Origin of the sequence: Microbacterium testaceum (assembly GCF_029761935.1) — a bacterium.
GTDB classification, from domain to species: domain Bacteria; phylum Actinomycetota; class Actinomycetes; order Actinomycetales; family Microbacteriaceae; genus Microbacterium; species Microbacterium testaceum_A.
In genome coordinates this window covers 2394925-2408489 of sequence record NZ_CP121699.1, presented here as the reverse complement: position 1 = coordinate 2408489, position 13565 = coordinate 2394925, and the positions used below count along the sequence as shown (strand labels likewise).

Annotated in this window: 13 protein-coding genes; 7 read left to right on the top strand and 6 right to left on the bottom strand. The window is 71.9% G+C overall.

Going from position 1 to position 13565, the window contains the following annotated elements:
• Positions 1-257 precede the first annotated feature (257 nt).
• A complete protein-coding gene (locus QBE02_RS11680) occupies positions 258-818 on the bottom strand; it encodes a TetR/AcrR family transcriptional regulator (RefSeq protein ID WP_279365855.1) in 561 nt (186 codons plus the stop codon).
• Between the two features lie 80 nt (positions 819-898).
• Here QBE02_RS11680 and QBE02_RS11675 point away from each other — a divergent pair, with 80 nt between their 5' ends.
• Both QBE02_RS11675 and purU read left to right on the top strand, forming a co-directional pair.
• Positions 899-2017: a zinc-binding alcohol dehydrogenase family protein gene (locus QBE02_RS11675; protein ID WP_279365854.1), complete on the top strand. Its 1119-nt coding sequence runs from the start codon at positions 899-901 to the stop codon at positions 2015-2017.
• 139 nt (positions 2018-2156) lie between these two features.
• On the top strand, positions 2157-3038 hold the full coding sequence (gene purU, locus QBE02_RS11670; RefSeq protein WP_074694650.1) for a formyltetrahydrofolate deformylase: 882 nt from the start codon (positions 2157-2159) through the stop codon (positions 3036-3038).
• Positions 3039-3157: 119 nt separating this feature from the next.
• On the opposite strand, the gene QBE02_RS11665 is transcribed toward purU, so the two are convergent.
• Both QBE02_RS11665 and QBE02_RS11660 read right to left on the bottom strand, forming a co-directional pair.
• Positions 3158-4051: an FHA domain-containing protein gene (locus QBE02_RS11665; protein WP_279365853.1), complete on the bottom strand. Its 894-nt coding sequence runs from the start codon at positions 4049-4051 to the stop codon at positions 3158-3160.
• 14 nt (positions 4052-4065) lie between these two features.
• Positions 4066-4341: a hypothetical protein gene (locus QBE02_RS11660; RefSeq protein WP_056224661.1), complete on the bottom strand. Its 276-nt coding sequence runs from the start codon at positions 4339-4341 to the stop codon at positions 4066-4068.
• 154 nt (positions 4342-4495) lie between these two features.
• On the opposite strand from QBE02_RS11660, the gene QBE02_RS11655 reads away from it, so the two are divergent.
• A complete protein-coding gene (locus tag QBE02_RS11655) occupies positions 4496-5020 on the top strand; it encodes an ArsR/SmtB family transcription factor (RefSeq protein WP_279365852.1) in 525 nt (174 codons plus the stop codon).
• Positions 5017-6222, top strand: a complete 1206-nt coding sequence (locus tag QBE02_RS11650; protein ID WP_279365851.1) for an MFS transporter — start codon at positions 5017-5019, stop codon at positions 6220-6222. Before QBE02_RS11655 ends, QBE02_RS11650 begins: the two co-directional genes overlap by 4 nt.
• 5 nt (positions 6223-6227) lie before the next feature.
• Here the strand turns inward: QBE02_RS11650 and QBE02_RS11645 are convergent, their stop codons facing one another.
• Positions 6228-7193 (bottom strand): serine hydrolase, encoded by a 966-nt coding sequence (locus tag QBE02_RS11645; protein ID WP_074694815.1) that lies wholly within the window; start codon positions 7191-7193, stop codon positions 6228-6230.
• Positions 7194-7241: 48 nt separating this feature from the next.
• The gene (locus QBE02_RS11640; protein WP_279365850.1) at positions 7242-9221 is read right to left on the bottom strand and encodes a M13 family metallopeptidase; all 1980 of its coding nucleotides are present in this window, start codon (positions 9219-9221) and stop codon (positions 7242-7244) included.
• Between the two features lie 103 nt (positions 9222-9324).
• On the opposite strand from QBE02_RS11640, the gene QBE02_RS11635 reads away from it, so the two are divergent.
• Positions 9325-10659 carry an MATE family efflux transporter gene (locus tag QBE02_RS11635; RefSeq protein WP_279365849.1) on the top strand — a complete coding sequence of 445 codons (1335 nt, stop codon included), beginning with the start codon at positions 9325-9327 and terminating at the stop codon, positions 10657-10659.
• Positions 10660-10719: 60 nt separating this feature from the next.
• Here the strand turns inward: QBE02_RS11635 and QBE02_RS11630 are convergent, their stop codons facing one another.
• On the bottom strand, positions 10720-11418 hold the full coding sequence (locus QBE02_RS11630; RefSeq protein WP_431844563.1) for a TrmH family RNA methyltransferase: 699 nt from the start codon (positions 11416-11418) through the stop codon (positions 10720-10722).
• Between the two features lie 126 nt (positions 11419-11544).
• Between QBE02_RS11630 and QBE02_RS11625 the strand changes: the two genes are divergently transcribed.
• Together QBE02_RS11625 and QBE02_RS11620 are read left to right on the top strand one after the other, a co-directional pair.
• Entirely contained in the window at positions 11545-12888 is a 1344-nt protein-coding gene (locus tag QBE02_RS11625; RefSeq protein ID WP_279365848.1) for an Nramp family divalent metal transporter, read from the top strand.
• 9 nt (positions 12889-12897) lie between these two features.
• Positions 12898-13548: a metal-dependent transcriptional regulator gene (locus QBE02_RS11620; protein WP_279365847.1), complete on the top strand. Its 651-nt coding sequence runs from the start codon at positions 12898-12900 to the stop codon at positions 13546-13548.
• Positions 13549-13565: the final 17 nt, after the last annotated feature.

The window sequence follows — 13565 nt, the reverse complement described above, 5'->3', positions numbered from 1 at the left end:
CGTTGTGCGCAAGGCATGCTCAGCGGGGTGCCTTCCGTGCAGCGGGGCGTCCGCCGACCCCCCCCCCCCCCGGTGCACGAGACGCGCCCCGGTGCCGGCGAGCAGCGGGTGGCGCGTCGCCGGGTTCGACGCGGCCCGCCGCGACGCCGGGGCACGGGACGGGGCCCCGGGGTGGCAGAAGTGGCCCCGGGGCCACGAACGACGCCCCGAAACGCACCCCGCGCGTGGTCGGCGCGTCACCGGCGCACGGGCGAGCGTCAGGACAGGACGGCCGACATCTCGCGGCGCACCCGTTCGAGATGGGCCCGCAAGGGCGTGCCCGTAACGTCCGCCGCCCACTGCTCGAGGGCCGTCTGCAGCAGTTCCACCGCGACCCCCGCGAGCACCCGGGCTTGCAGGGGCTCCACGCCGCGGGCGCGATACCCCTCGACCAACACCGCCCGCAGGTCGGCCTGTTTCTGCAGGTCGCGCTCGCGCAGGGCGGGCTCGGCCTCGATGAGGCGCCGCGCCGCCGCGATCTCGTCGCGGCGGGGCTCGAAGCGGTCGGTGGCGAGGGACTGGAACCCCGCCCACGCGATCTCGAAGGGCGAGCTGTCCGCCGGGGCGGCGGCGAGTATCTCGGCGGCCAGCCTCGGGATCGCGTCGTCGCCGAAGAACACCTCGCGCTTGTCGCCGAAATGGCGGAAGAAGGTGCGCCGCGTCACCCCGGCCCGCTCGACGATGTCGGGCACCGTCGTCGCGTCGAACCCGCGCTCCGCGAAGAGCTGCATCGCGGCTTCGCGCAAGCGCTCTCTGGTATCGGGTGCCCATCTGGCCATGCGGAGATCCTATGTGACGACACCACGTGTCATCACGTCTATAGTGAAGACACTCCGTGTCATCACGCGAAAGGTCCCCCATGTCCTCGCACGCCGCCGCCCTGCTCTCCGCGCCTCGAGCCGCCCTCATCCGCGGCACGGTCGATACCCCGGCACCCGCCGCCGACGAGGTGCTCGTGCGCGTTCGCGCGGTGGCGGTCAACCCGGTCGACTGGGTGATCCAGGGCACCAGCCGCATCACCTACCGATGGCTGCGCACCCCCGCCGTGCTCGGCTCCGACGTCGCGGGCGAAGTCGTCGCGATCGGGTCCGGCGTCACGCGCTTCCGCGTGGGTCAGCGCGTCTTCGGGCTCGCGACCGGTACCGACCGCGGCCGGGATCCGCTGCGCGAAGGCGCGTTCCAGGAGTACACGACCCTGCTCGAGCGCCTCACCGCCCCCACACCGGACAGCCTCTCCGACGAGGAGGCCGCCGTCTTCCCGCTGGGCCTGTCCACGGCGGCGTGCGCGCTGTTCCAACCCCAGCACCTCGGACTCCGGATGCCGAATGACCCGGCGCCCGACACCGCCCGAGGCGTCGTCGTGATCTGGGGCGGCTCCACGAGCGTGGGCATGAACGCCATCCAACTGGCCCGCGCCGCCGGCTACGACGTCGTGACCACGGCATCCGCCCGCAACGCGGCGACCGTGCGCGACCTCGGAGCGGACGCCGTCGTCGACCACCGCTCGCCCTCCGCCGTGGCCGAGCTCGTCGCGGCCGTCGGCGGACGCCCCGTGGTCGGGGCGGTCGCACTCGGGGCCGGTTCGACCGACGCGTGCATCGACGTCCTCGCCCGCACCGGCGGGAACCGGCTGGCCATGGCGAGCACACCGATCGCGCTCGACTCACTGGTCGGTCGGCGCCGTCTGTTCCCCGCGATGCTGCCGGTCTTCACGCGCATCGGGCTCGGCACGCTACGTTCGACGCTGCGCGCCCGCCGCCGCGGCATCCGCGCGAACTTCGTCTGGGGCAGCAGCCTCCGCGACGACGAGATGGGCCCACGCCTCTGGGGCGAGGTCGTCCCGCGCCTGCTCGCCGAGGGTGCGCTCCGTCCCGCGCCCGCCCCGCTCGTCGTCGGCGACGGCCTCGACACCGTGCAGGATGCCCTCGACCGCCAGCGCGCGGGCGTCTCGGCGCAGAAGATCGTCGTGCGCGTCTGATTCCGGGTCGGGGTCGGGCCTCCGCGGGGCGGCGTAAATGGCCCCGGGGCGTCACAAGTGGCCCCGGGGCCACGAACCACGCCCCGAAGCGACACCGGGCGTGGTCGGCGACGCCACCCGCGCGCGGAATAATGGTCCGATGGTCTCCGCGAGCCCCCACCTGCAGCCCGATCACGCCTGCCTCATCGTGCACGGCAGTGACACCCCCGGCATCATCGCCGCGGTCTCGGCGCTGATCGCGCGCCAGGGCGGCAACATCGTCGCCTTCGACCAGTACTCCGACGATCCCCGTGGCGGGGCGTACTTCCAGCGCGTGGTCTTCCACCGCCCCGACCTCTCGGCCGCGTTCCCCGAGATCGAGGCCGACCTCGCGAAGACCCTCGGCGACGGCTTCGAGCTCGAGTGGACGCTCACCGACCTCTCGACGCCCAAGCGCATGGCGATCCTCGCCTCGAAGCAGGACCACTGCCTGCTCGACCTGCTGTGGCGTCACCGCCGCGGCGACCTCCCCGTCAGCATCCCCATGGTCGTGTCGAACCACACGACGGCCGCCGAGGACGTGCGGTCGTTCGGGGTGCCCTTCTTCCACGTCCCGTCGACGCCGGGGCCCGACAAGTCGGCCTCCGAGGCCCGCATCCTCGAACTGCTGGTCGGCAACGTCGACTTCATCGTGCTCGCGCGCTACATGCAGATCCTCTCGCCGGAGTTCCTCGAGAAGATCGGCGTACCGGTGATCAACATCCACCACTCGTTCCTGCCTGCCTTCATCGGCGCCGAGCCCTACAAGAAGGCCAAGCAGCGCGGCGTCAAGCTCATCGGGGCGACCTCGCACTACGTCACGAGCGACCTCGACGAGGGTCCGATCATCGAGCAGGACACCGTGCGCGTGACCCACGCCGACTCCTCGGCCGAGCTCGCCCGCCGCGGCGCCGACGTCGAGCGCCAGGTGCTCTCGCGCGCCGTGCTCTGGCACGCCGAAGACCGCGTGATCCGCCACGGAAACCACACGATCGTCTTCTGAATCCCGGATGCCGGCCCCCGGCCGCCGCGCGCCGCTCGACGCCCGCAGGCGTGAGGGGTCGTTTCCCGTCGCCTCCGGTGATGCCAAGCGACAGAAGCCGACCCCTCACGCGCGCGTGGTCACTCCGGGTCGGTCGCCCGGCTGAGCGGACCCGAACCGCCGCGCGGCGGCTGCTTGCGCTGATCCGAGAGCTCGCCGCCCTGGCGGCCGCCATAGGGGCGTCCGTGGTCGGCGAACTCCGCGCGGAAGTACGCCAGACGCCAGCCGCCCAGCTCGATGCGCGCGCCGGTGCGCAGGATGCGCCCGCCGCGGTCGCGCCCGGGGCCCTGCTCGCGTGCCCCGCCGCCCCCGACCTCGTCGAAGCCGTAGAGGACGTACTCGTCGTCGCCCTCGTGGCGGATCTCGGCGTGAATCGGCGCGAGACCGGGAAGACGCAGGTCGACCCCCTCGCCCGAACCGATGACCGTCTTGGTCGGCAACAGGTCGAACTCCCGCGGACGCGAGCCGTCCCACGACGAATCGCCCACCGCGAAGATCAGACGCGGCCGGCCGGAACCGGGCGTGTAGTGGGTCGTCGTGATGCGCCGTCGCACCGTGCGATTGACCGTCGGCACGAGGGGCAGCGGTGTCTCGGGCGGAATCGGGAAGGTGAGCGCCTGCCCCTTGTTCCGCCGCGTCAGCAACGGCGCGACCGCCGAGACGGACCCGAGGCGGATGTGCTTCGACCCCGTGATCGCGCGCTGCAGCACGCTGCTCTTCACGTCGCCGAGATGAAGGATCGGGCCCTCGGGTCCCTCGAGCTTCACCGAGATACCTCGGGATGCCAGGGCGTCGGCGACCGTGGACAGCTCGGCGAGCGTCCGCCGGCCGTTGCCGGGCAGCCGCGAGGGGTCGCTCACGACGATGCGCACCTCGGTGCCCGCGGCCGTGACCGTGCCCTCGAACGGCGGGGTGTCGGCATCCTGGTCCTGCTCGTGTTCCGAGAAGGCGAGGTCGATGTCGAGGCGCACCATGATGGCGCCTCCCCTCAGTTGCCGCGGTACGGGTCGGACCCGGCCGCGGTGTCGTCGCTCGTGGTGACGCGGAGGGTGCCGTTGAGCTTCCAGGTCGCGCGGGGCGCGTCGGGGCCGATGTCGCGCGGCACCTCGACGGTCATGTCGACGAACGAGTAGTTGACCGCGGCACCGCGGCCGGTCAGGTACGACCACATCTCGCGGCCAAGGTCGGTCCAGTCGGTGATGGAGTGACCCTCGGGTCCGCTCGAGGCGGCGAACGGGTCGTTGGTGGGAGTGGTGTCCGACATGGCTTCGGTCCCTTCTTTCGTTTCGAGGCCACCAGCGTCCCAGCGGGTCGGGGCTCGAAAGGAGGGATTGCGCTCGGGCGTCGGGTGCGGGACCATCTGCTCAACCCCCAAAGAGCTGTTTGACGGTTGCTCACGGGCGCGCCACGATGGCGGGATGTCAGCGATCGACGAACTGCGCGCGACCGCGCACCCCCTGCGCCTGCGGTTGCTGTCGCTGCTCACGGGAGCGGCGATGAGCGCGGCCGAGGCCGGTCGCGAGCTCGGCATCTCCCAGGCGTCGGCGAGCTACCACCTGCGAGTGCTCGAACGGGCGGGACTGATCCGCGTGGTCGAGGTCGTGCGGCTCCGCGGCGGGGAGGCGCGGCGCTACCGCCACGAGAGCTCTTCGCGGCGGTACGACCCGGATGCGCACCTGGGCGAGCGCGCGCCCGCGGGCGAAGAGGAGTACGTCGCCGCGCTCGTCGACGAACTCCGCCGCCGCGCACGCGCACGCACGGACGGGCCGGCCCTGACCACGGATGCCGAACTCTGGGTCGACCCGCAGATCTGGGGCCGCATCGTGCAGCACGTCGGCGAAGCGTCTGCCCTTCTGCACGCCGCAGCCCAGCCTCCGCGAACCCCCGGCACACGACCGGTGTCGATGACAGCGGCGCTCTTCCCGATCCGACGCCCGCGGTGACAGGGCCCCTCTCCCACGCGCCGTTCCGCTGGCTGCTCGCCGCCCGGACCACCGCGATCGTGGGCAATTCCGTCGCCCCGATCGCGCTCGCCTTCGCCGTGCTCGATCTCACCGGCTCGGCAGCCGACCTGGGACTCGTGGTCGCTGCGCGCTCGATCGCGAACGTGGCGATGCTGCTGTTCGGCGGGGTCCTCGCCGATCGCCTGCCCCGCGGAGCCGTGTTGGTGGGGTCATCCCTGGCGGCGGCCGCCACGCAGGGCACGATCGCCGCCCTCGTGCTGACCGGAACGGCCGGCATCCCGATCCTCATCGCGCTCAGCGTCGTGAACGGCGCGGTATCGGCGGTGAGTCTCCCGGCCGCCGCGGCTCTCGTTCCCGACACGGTGCCGGCCTCCCTCCTGCGCCCGGCGAATGCGCTGCTGCGCCTCGGCCTGAACGGCGGCAGCATCGCCGGCGCTTCCGTCGGAGCCGTCGTGGTCGCCGCGGTCGGGCCCGGATGGGGTCTCGCGATCGACGCCGCCGCTTTCGCCGTGGCGGCGATCCTCTTCACTCGCCTGCGCCTCCCGCAGAGGTCGGATGCCGTGGGCCCCGACGCGACGGCATCGGTCTGGACCGAACTGCGCGAGGGGTGGCGGGAGTTCGCGAGTCGTCGATGGATCTGGATCGTCGTGCTGCAGTTCGCCGTGCTCAACGCCGCGTTCGTCGGAGCCACCACGGTTCTCGGCCCCCTCGTCGCGGACGAGACCTTCGGCCGCGGAGGGTGGGGACTCGTCGTCGCCGCGCAGACCGCAGGCCTCGCACTGGGGGCGGTGATCGCCCTGCGTTGGCACCCGCGACGTGCTCTCGGGCTGGGCGTCGTCGGCATGGCATCCGTCGCTCTCCCCGTCGCGGTGCTCGCGGTGCAGCCGACGCTCGCGCTGCTCGTGGTCGCGTTCGGTGTCGGAGGGGTCGCCATCGAGCTCTTCGCGATCGCCTGGGATCAGTCGCTGCAGACCCGGGTCCCGCGCGAGGCGCTTTCGCGGGTGTACTCGTACGACATGGTCGGTTCGTTCGTGGCCGTCCCCCTCGGGGAGATCCTGGTGGGACCCCTGGCGCACGAACTCGGAGCACCCCGCGTACTCCTCGGCTGCGCAGCCGTCATCGTGGTGGCGACGGTGTTCGCGGTCTGCTCCCGGAGCGTGTGGCGCGTGCGCACCACCTGAGAGCCTCAGTACACGTACTCCATCAGCTCGACGCCCAGCACGCGGAAGGCGTCGTGCGCGCGCAGGCGGTGTGCGATCGAGAGGTCGTCGAAGTTCACGATCAGCGCGTACGAGATCCCCGCGCGGGGCCCGCCGAGCACGCCCGCCTCGGCGCGGACGCCCGGGGCACGCCCCGTCTTGTTGATGAACAGCAGCCCGTGCTGGTCGTTCTCGTGCGCGAAAGGATCGAGGCCGGTGGCGGATGCCACGAGCGAGAGGTCGTGGTTCAGGCTCAGCCATTCGGCGACCTGGGCACTCACCCCGGGCGAGACGACGGTGGAGTTCACGAGCCCCGCGAAGACCTGGGCCATCTCGCGGGCCGTCGACAGGGCGAGATGCGGGGCGTCGTCGGGACCGCGGTCGTCACGGAAGCGGTCGAGCAGAGCCGTGCGACGCAGCCCGAGCTGCTCGACCCGCGCGCGCACCGACTGCAGACCCACCCGGTGCAGCAGGGCGTTGACGGCGAGGGCGTCGCCGGACGACGCGGCGAGCATGGCCACGTCGGTCAGGGGCAGCGCCGGGGCTTTCAGGTGCTGCCAGACGCCGCCGTGTGCGGCGCCGTGCACCGATGCACGATCGATGATCTCGAGCGGGTCGAGGCGCCCCGATTCGAACGCGGCCGCCGCTTCGATGAGCAGGGGGACGACGCCGAGACCTCCGACCGGCAGCGTGACGAAGTCGTCGCCGGCGAGCACCTCGGTGGAGCCCCCGTCGAGGTCGTCGATGCGCACCGACACCTTCGCGCCCGACGCGGCGAGTTCGTCGAGAGAGCGCAGGGTCGCCGTAAACGATCGGCGACCCGCCGCCGCGCGGCGGGGCAGTCGCTTGGGCCCCTTGCGCCCGGCCCCGCGGAGGGCCGGGGCGTCGCGTCGAGACGACTCCACCGGCCCGCCGACGGGATCGGGCAGGGCGGGCTCGGGAACCGGGGGCATGCCCACGAGCGTGGCTCCTTCCGCGTCAGGAGAGCAACAAACGCGACCTCACCAGATGGTGACGCGCTGGTCTGCGTCGAGCCAGAGGGCGTCGCCCTCGGTCACCTCGAACGCTTCGTAGAACGCGTCGATGTTACGCACGATCTGATTGCAACGGAACTCGTTCGGCGAGTGAGGGTCGATCGTGAGCAGGCGGATGGTCTCGGCGTCGCGGCCCTTCTGCTGCCAGATCTGCGCCCAGCTGAGCAGGAGCCGCTGGATGCCGGTGTACCCGTCGACGACCGGGCCGTCGAGGTCGGTCTCGCCCTGGCTCTCGAGGAACAGGCGGTATGCGGCGATCGCGATGCCCAGCCCGCCGAGGTCGCCGATGTTCTCGCCGATCGTGAGCGCGCCGTTGACGTGGTGCTCCTCGCTCAGCCCCTGCGGGACGAGGGCCTCGTACTGGGAGATCAGGGCCTTGGTGCGCTCCTCGAACGCCGAGCGGTCGGCATCCGTCCACCAGTCGCGAAGCGACCCGTCGGCGTCGAAGCGGCTGCCCTGGTCGTCGAAGCCGTGGCCGATCTCGTGACCGATGACCGCTCCGATGCCGCCGTAGTTGGCGGCCGCGTCGCGATCGGCGTCGAAGAAGGGGTACTGCAGGATCGCCGCGGGGAACACGATCTCGTTCATGAGCGGGTTGTAGTACGCGTTGACCGTCTGCGGGGTCATGTACCACTCGTCGCGGTCGATCGGCTGGCCGACCTTGGCGAGCTGGCGGTCGTGCTCCCAGACGTGCGCCCGACGGACGTTGCCGACGAGGTCGTCCGCGGTGATCTGGAGCTCGGAGTAGTCCTTCCAGCGGACCGGGTAGCCGATCTTCGGCACGAAGGTGTCGAGCTTGGCGAGCGCGCGCTCGCGGGTCTCGTCGGTCATCCACGACAGTCCCTGGATCGAGCGCCGGTACGCCTCGATGAGGTTCGCGACGAGACCGTCCATGGCGTCCTTCGCCGCGGGCTGGAAGTGGCGCTCGACGTACACCTTGCCGATCGCTTCGCCCAGGGCCGCCTCGACGAGGCTGACGCCGCGCTTCCAGCGCTCGCGGTTCACCGGCACGCCGGTGAGCTGGGTGCCGTAGAAGGCGAAGTTCTCGGCGACGAACGCCTCGGAGAGGAACGCCGCGGCGGCGTGCACGATCTTGAAGCGCAGCCACGCCTTCCAGTCGTCGAGGCGCTCCTCGACGAGCAGGGCGCCGAGCGACTCGACGAAGCTCGGCTGATAGACGACGACCTCGGCGAGCGCCTCCTCGTGTCCGGGGGCGACCCCTGCGCGCCACGGCTCGAGGTCGACGCCTGCGAGGGCGACGGTGTCGTCCCACGACTTCAGGTTGTAGGTCTTGACCGAGTCGCGGCTGTCTTCGCGCGTCCAGTGGTGCGCGGCGATGTCGGTTTCGAGGGCGAAGGTGCGATCGGCGGATGCCGCGGCCTCGGCGACCCCGGCGAGCTCGAGGATGCGCTCGATGTGCGCACGGTAGGCCGCGCGGGTGTCGGCGAAGTTGTCGAGGCGGTAGTAGCTCTCGTCGGGCAGCGAGATGCCGCCCTGGTAGACGACGGGCACGTAACGGGTCGGGTCGCCCGGGTCGGGCTCGACGAAGAGGGTCAGCAGGCCGCTGATCCCGTCGCGCTCGAGTTCGCCGATGAGCCGGAGGAGCGAGGGGATGTCGGAGACGCCGTCGACGCGCTCGAGCTGCGGGGCGAGCGGCTCGCTACCGGCGGCCTCGATGCGGTCGGTGTCCATGAAGCTCGCGAACAGGTCGCCGATCTTGCGGGCTTCGCTGCCCGGCTCGGCGTCCTGCGACTCCTGGACGATGGTGCGCACGTCCGCCTCGGCCTGCTCGGCGATGAGGTGGAACGAGCCCCAACGGGCCTTGTCGTCGGGGATCTCGGTGCGCTCGAGCCAGCTGCCGTTCACGTGGCGGAACAGGTCGTCCTGCGGGCGGATCTCGTCGCTGAGCTCGTCGAGCGCGAGACCGGAGCGGGGGATGTCGGTCATGGAGACAGGATAAGTGCCACACATCCACGGCGGCTCGGAACGGCCCTCCGCGCCGCGGGTGCGCCGCCGCGGCGGGGTCGGGACCCCGCTCTAGGCTCGGACCGTGACCACCCATCCGCCCGAGACGCTGAACCGCTCGATCCTGCGGCTCGCGCTGCCGGCCCTGGGCGCGCTCATCGCGGAACCGCTGTTCCTCATCGTCGACGCGGCGATGGTGGGCCACCTCGGTGTCGCTCCCCTCGCCGGACTGGGCATCGCGGGCGCCGTCTTGCAGACGGTCGTGGGGCTCATGGTGTTCCTCGCCTACTCGACCACTCCCGCGGTGGCCCGACGCTACGGCGCCGGCGAGTACGGCCGTGCCGTGCGCGTCGGGATCGACGGCATGTGGCTGGCCCTGTGCCTGGGCGCGCTGCTGGCCGCGGCCGGTTCGCTCGTCACGCCCGCGGTCGTCGATCTGTTCGGCGCCGCCCCCGATGTCGCCGAGAACGCGCGCACCTATCTCGCGATCTCGATGTGGGGTCTGCCGGCCATGCTCGTGGTCTTCGCCGCCACCGGGCTCTTGCGCGGCATGCAGAACACGGTCACCCCGCTCTGGATCGCCGGCCTGGGCTTCGGCGCGAACGCCCTCCTCAACGCGCTCTTCATCTACGGCTTCGGGTGGGGGATCGCCGGGTCCGCGATCGGCACGGTCGTCGCGCAGTGGGGGATGGTCGGCGCCTACGTGCTCGTGGCACGCCGACTGGCGCGGGTGCACACGGCATCCCTCGGCTTCCAACGGGAGAGCCTCGGCGGCACGGTGCGCTCCGGCGGCTGGCTGTTCGTGCGCACGGTCAGCCTGCGCGCCGCGTTCCTGGCCACGGTCGCCGTCGCCACGGGTCTCGGCTCGGCGGAGCTCGCCGGCTGGCAGATCGCGTTCACGATCTTCTCGACCGCCGCGTTCGCGCTCGACGCCCTCGCGATCGCAGCTCAAGCACTGATCGGCCGTTCTCTGGGTGCCGCCGACACCGTGACGGTGGGGCGGGTGCTCACCCGCACGAGCGCGTGGGGCATCTGGTTCGGTGTGGCGGTGGGGGCGGTGCTGGCGGCCGCCTCGGGCGTCATCGGCCTGATCTTCACGGGCGATGCCGAGATCGCCGCGCTCATTCAGCCCGCGTTGCTCGTGCTCGCGCTCGCCCAACCGCTGGCGGGGTTCGTTTTCGTGCTCGACGGCGTTCTGATCGGGGCCGGCGACGCGCGCTACCTCGCTCTCGCCGGGCTGCTGAACCTCGTGCCGTACGTTCCGGCGTTGATCCTCGTGGCGCTGTTCGCGGGCGGCGGCGCCGTCGGCCTGGCGTGGCTGTCGGCGGCGTTCTTCGGGGTCTACATGGTGGCGCGGGCGCTCACCCTCGGGCTGCGGGTGCGCGGCCGGTCGTGGATGAGCGCGGGCGACGCCGCCTGAGGCGGCCTCGCGGGTGGGCGCGCACCGCGCGGACACCCGCCCGACGCGGACTGTCGCGGGTCACGCCCAGCGGCGGCACCACTCGTACATGATCACGGCGGCGGCGGACGCTGCGTTGATCGAACGGGTCGATCCGTACTGCGTGATCTCGACGACCGCCGTGGCCGCCTCGATCGCCTCGGGGGACAGGCCCGGCCCCTCCTGGCCGAAGAGCAGGACGCAGGCCTCGGGAAGATCGGCGCGATCGACGGGCATCGACCCCTCGACGTTGTCCACCGCGATCACCGGCAGCCCCGCCTCGCGCGCCCAGGCGGCGAAGGCGGCGACGTCTTCGTGGTGGCGCACATGCTGGTACCGGTCGGTGACCATGGCGCCGCGACGGTTCCAGCGGCGCTTGCCGACGATGTGCACCTCGGCCGCGAGGAAGGCGTTGGCACTGCGCACGATGGACCCGATGTTGAGGTCGTGCTGCCAGTTCTCGATCGCGACGTGGAACGGATGCCGCTTCGCGTCGAGGTCGGCGACGATCGCGTCCATGCTCCAGTAGCGGTACTCGTCGACCACGTTGCGGGTGTCGCCGTTCTCGAGCAGGTCGCGGTCGTAGCGCGGGTCGTCGGGCCAGGCGTCCGCGCCCCCGGGCCACGGGCCCACGCCGTGCGTGGGGGTCGCTTCCTGCGACGACGCCGGGCCGTCGGCATCCGTCGATCGGGGCTCGGCGGCGTCCCCCTGCGACGGCGGGGGGTTCTCGGCATCCGTCACCGTTTCAGGCTACCCGCGGTGCGATGGCGACCTCGTCTCGACGGCACTGGACGGTCGGGGCGTGCGCCGCGCTCTCAGCGATCGCGCGCACTTTTCGGCTGCCCGAAAAATTGCTACGGTTTCGGGATGCCGAAAACAGCGGATGCCGTGCCCCGCCGCCGCGCGCCGCAGCGCGCTCTCTGGCTGCTCGGACCCGCGATGGTCGCCGGCGTCGCCTACCTCGACCCGGGGAACGTCGCGAGCAACATGACCGCGGGCGCGACGTTCGGCTATCTGCTCGTGTGGGTCGTCGTGCTCGGCAACGTCATGGCGTGGCTGATCCAGTACCTCTCGGCGAAGCTCGGCATCGTCACGGGAGAGAGCCTCCCCCAGGTGCTCGGCCGTCGGATCCGCCGCCCGTGGACGCGACGCGCCTACTGGCTGCAGGCGGAGCTCGTCGCGATGGCCACCGACGTGGCCGAGGTCATCGGCGGTGCCGTCGCGCTGCATCTGCTGTTCGGCATCCCCCTCGTGTGGGGCGGGGCGATCACGGGCGTCATCTCGATGGGCCTGCTGCTCGTGCAGACGCGGCGCGGGGCGCGGGCCTTCGAGACGGTGCTGATCGGCCTGCTGCTCGTGATCGCCGTCGGCTTCACGTTCGGCCTGTTCTTCGCGCCGCCCGAGCCCGCCGGGGTGATCGCCGGCCTCGTGCCGAGATTCGAGGGCAGCACCTCGGTGCTGTTGGCGGCCTCGATCCTCGGGGCGACGATCATGCCGCACGCGATCTACGCGCACTCCGCTCTCGCCCGCGACCGTTTCGCGCCCACCGGCGACCTTGCCGACCCTTCGGGCGGCATCGCCGCGGCGCACGCCCACGCACCGGAGTCGGCGACCGCCCAGAGCCGCGCCGACACCCTCGCGCACGCCCGGGGCATCTCGACCCCCCGTCTTCTGCGCGCGACGCGCTGGGACGTCACGATCGCCCTCGCCGTCGCCGGCACCGTGAACCTGGCGATCCTGCTGCTCGCCGCGGCGAACCTCGCCGGCGTCGACGGCACCGACAGCCTGGAGGGCGCCTACGCGGCCCTGCGCGACGGACTGGGCCCGCTCGTCGCCACCCTGTTCGCGGTGGGACTGCTCGCGGGCGGTCTCGCCTCGACGTCCGTGGGCGCCTACGCGGGCGCCGAGATCATGCAGGGACTGCTGCACGCGCGCATCCCCCTGCTCGCCCGCCGACTCGTGACCCTCGTGCCGGCGCTCGTCATCCTCGGACTCGGCGTCGATCCCACCCTCGCGCTCGTCCTCAGCCAGGTCGTGCTGTCGTTCGGCATCCCCTTCGCGCTCGTCCCGCTCGTGGCCCTCACCCGCCGACCCGACGTGCTCGGCGAGTACCGCAACCGCGGGCTGACGACGGCGGCCGGGGTGCTGGCATCCGTCTTCCTCATCGCCCTCAACGCCCTGCTCCTGTGGCTGGTGTTCACCGGCGGATAGGCTGACGGAGTGGAATCGCCCGTGGCCGACGACTATCTCAAGGCGATCTACCACCACACCGAGTGGCAGGACAATCCGATCACGCCCTCGCAGCTCGCCGCGGTGCTGAGCCTCGCGCCGTCGAGCGTGACCGAGATGGTCAAGAAGCTCGCCGCACAGGGGCTCGTCACGCACCGGCCGTACGGACCCGTGTCGCTGACGACCGCGGGCGGACGGCGGGCAGCGGGCGTCATCCGTCGCCACCGTCTCATCGAGACGTGGCTCGTCCGCGAGTTCGGCTACTCGTGGGACGAGGTGCACGACGAAGCCGAAGTCCTCGAGCACTCCCTCAGCGACCGTCTGCTCGAGGGCATCGACGAGCGGCTCGGCCGCCCGCGTTTCGATCCCCACGGAGACGCGATCCCGGATGCCGACGGTTCGGTGCACCGCGAACCCTTCGTGCTCCTCGCCGAGGCGCCGGCCGGGCACTCGGGTCGGGTCCTACGCGTGAGCGACCGCGATCCGGAGCTGCTGCGAGCCCTCGTGGAGAACGGCATCGACGTGGGGCATGAACTCGTGGTGCTCAGCGACGACGTCGTGCGCGCGGACGGTGTCGAGGTCGCGTTGCCCGCGGGGGCGGGGAGCTCGGTATGGCTGACACGCGTCACCGGGGCGAGCTGAGCCCTCTCACCGAGATC

Coding starts and splice junctions, on each gene's coding strand:
- QBE02_RS11680 (WP_279365855.1), bottom strand. CDS start 818: ATGGCCAGATGGGCACCCGATACCAGAGAGCGCTTGCGCGAAGCCGCG.
- QBE02_RS11675 (WP_279365854.1), top strand. CDS start 899: ATGTCCTCGCACGCCGCCGCCCTGCTCTCCGCGCCTCGAGCCGCCCTC.
- purU (WP_074694650.1), top strand. CDS start 2,157: ATGGTCTCCGCGAGCCCCCACCTGCAGCCCGATCACGCCTGCCTCATC.
- QBE02_RS11665 (WP_279365853.1), bottom strand. CDS start 4,051: ATGGTGCGCCTCGACATCGACCTCGCCTTCTCGGAACACGAGCAGGAC.
- QBE02_RS11660 (WP_056224661.1), bottom strand. CDS start 4,341: ATGTCGGACACCACTCCCACCAACGACCCGTTCGCCGCCTCGAGCGGA.
- QBE02_RS11655 (WP_279365852.1), top strand. CDS start 4,496: ATGTCAGCGATCGACGAACTGCGCGCGACCGCGCACCCCCTGCGCCTG.
- QBE02_RS11645 (WP_074694815.1), bottom strand. CDS start 7,193: ATGCCCCCGGTTCCCGAGCCCGCCCTGCCCGATCCCGTCGGCGGGCCG.
- QBE02_RS11640 (WP_279365850.1), bottom strand. CDS start 9,221: ATGACCGACATCCCCCGCTCCGGTCTCGCGCTCGACGAGCTCAGCGAC.
- QBE02_RS11625 (WP_279365848.1), top strand. CDS start 11,545: ATGCCGAAAACAGCGGATGCCGTGCCCCGCCGCCGCGCGCCGCAGCGC.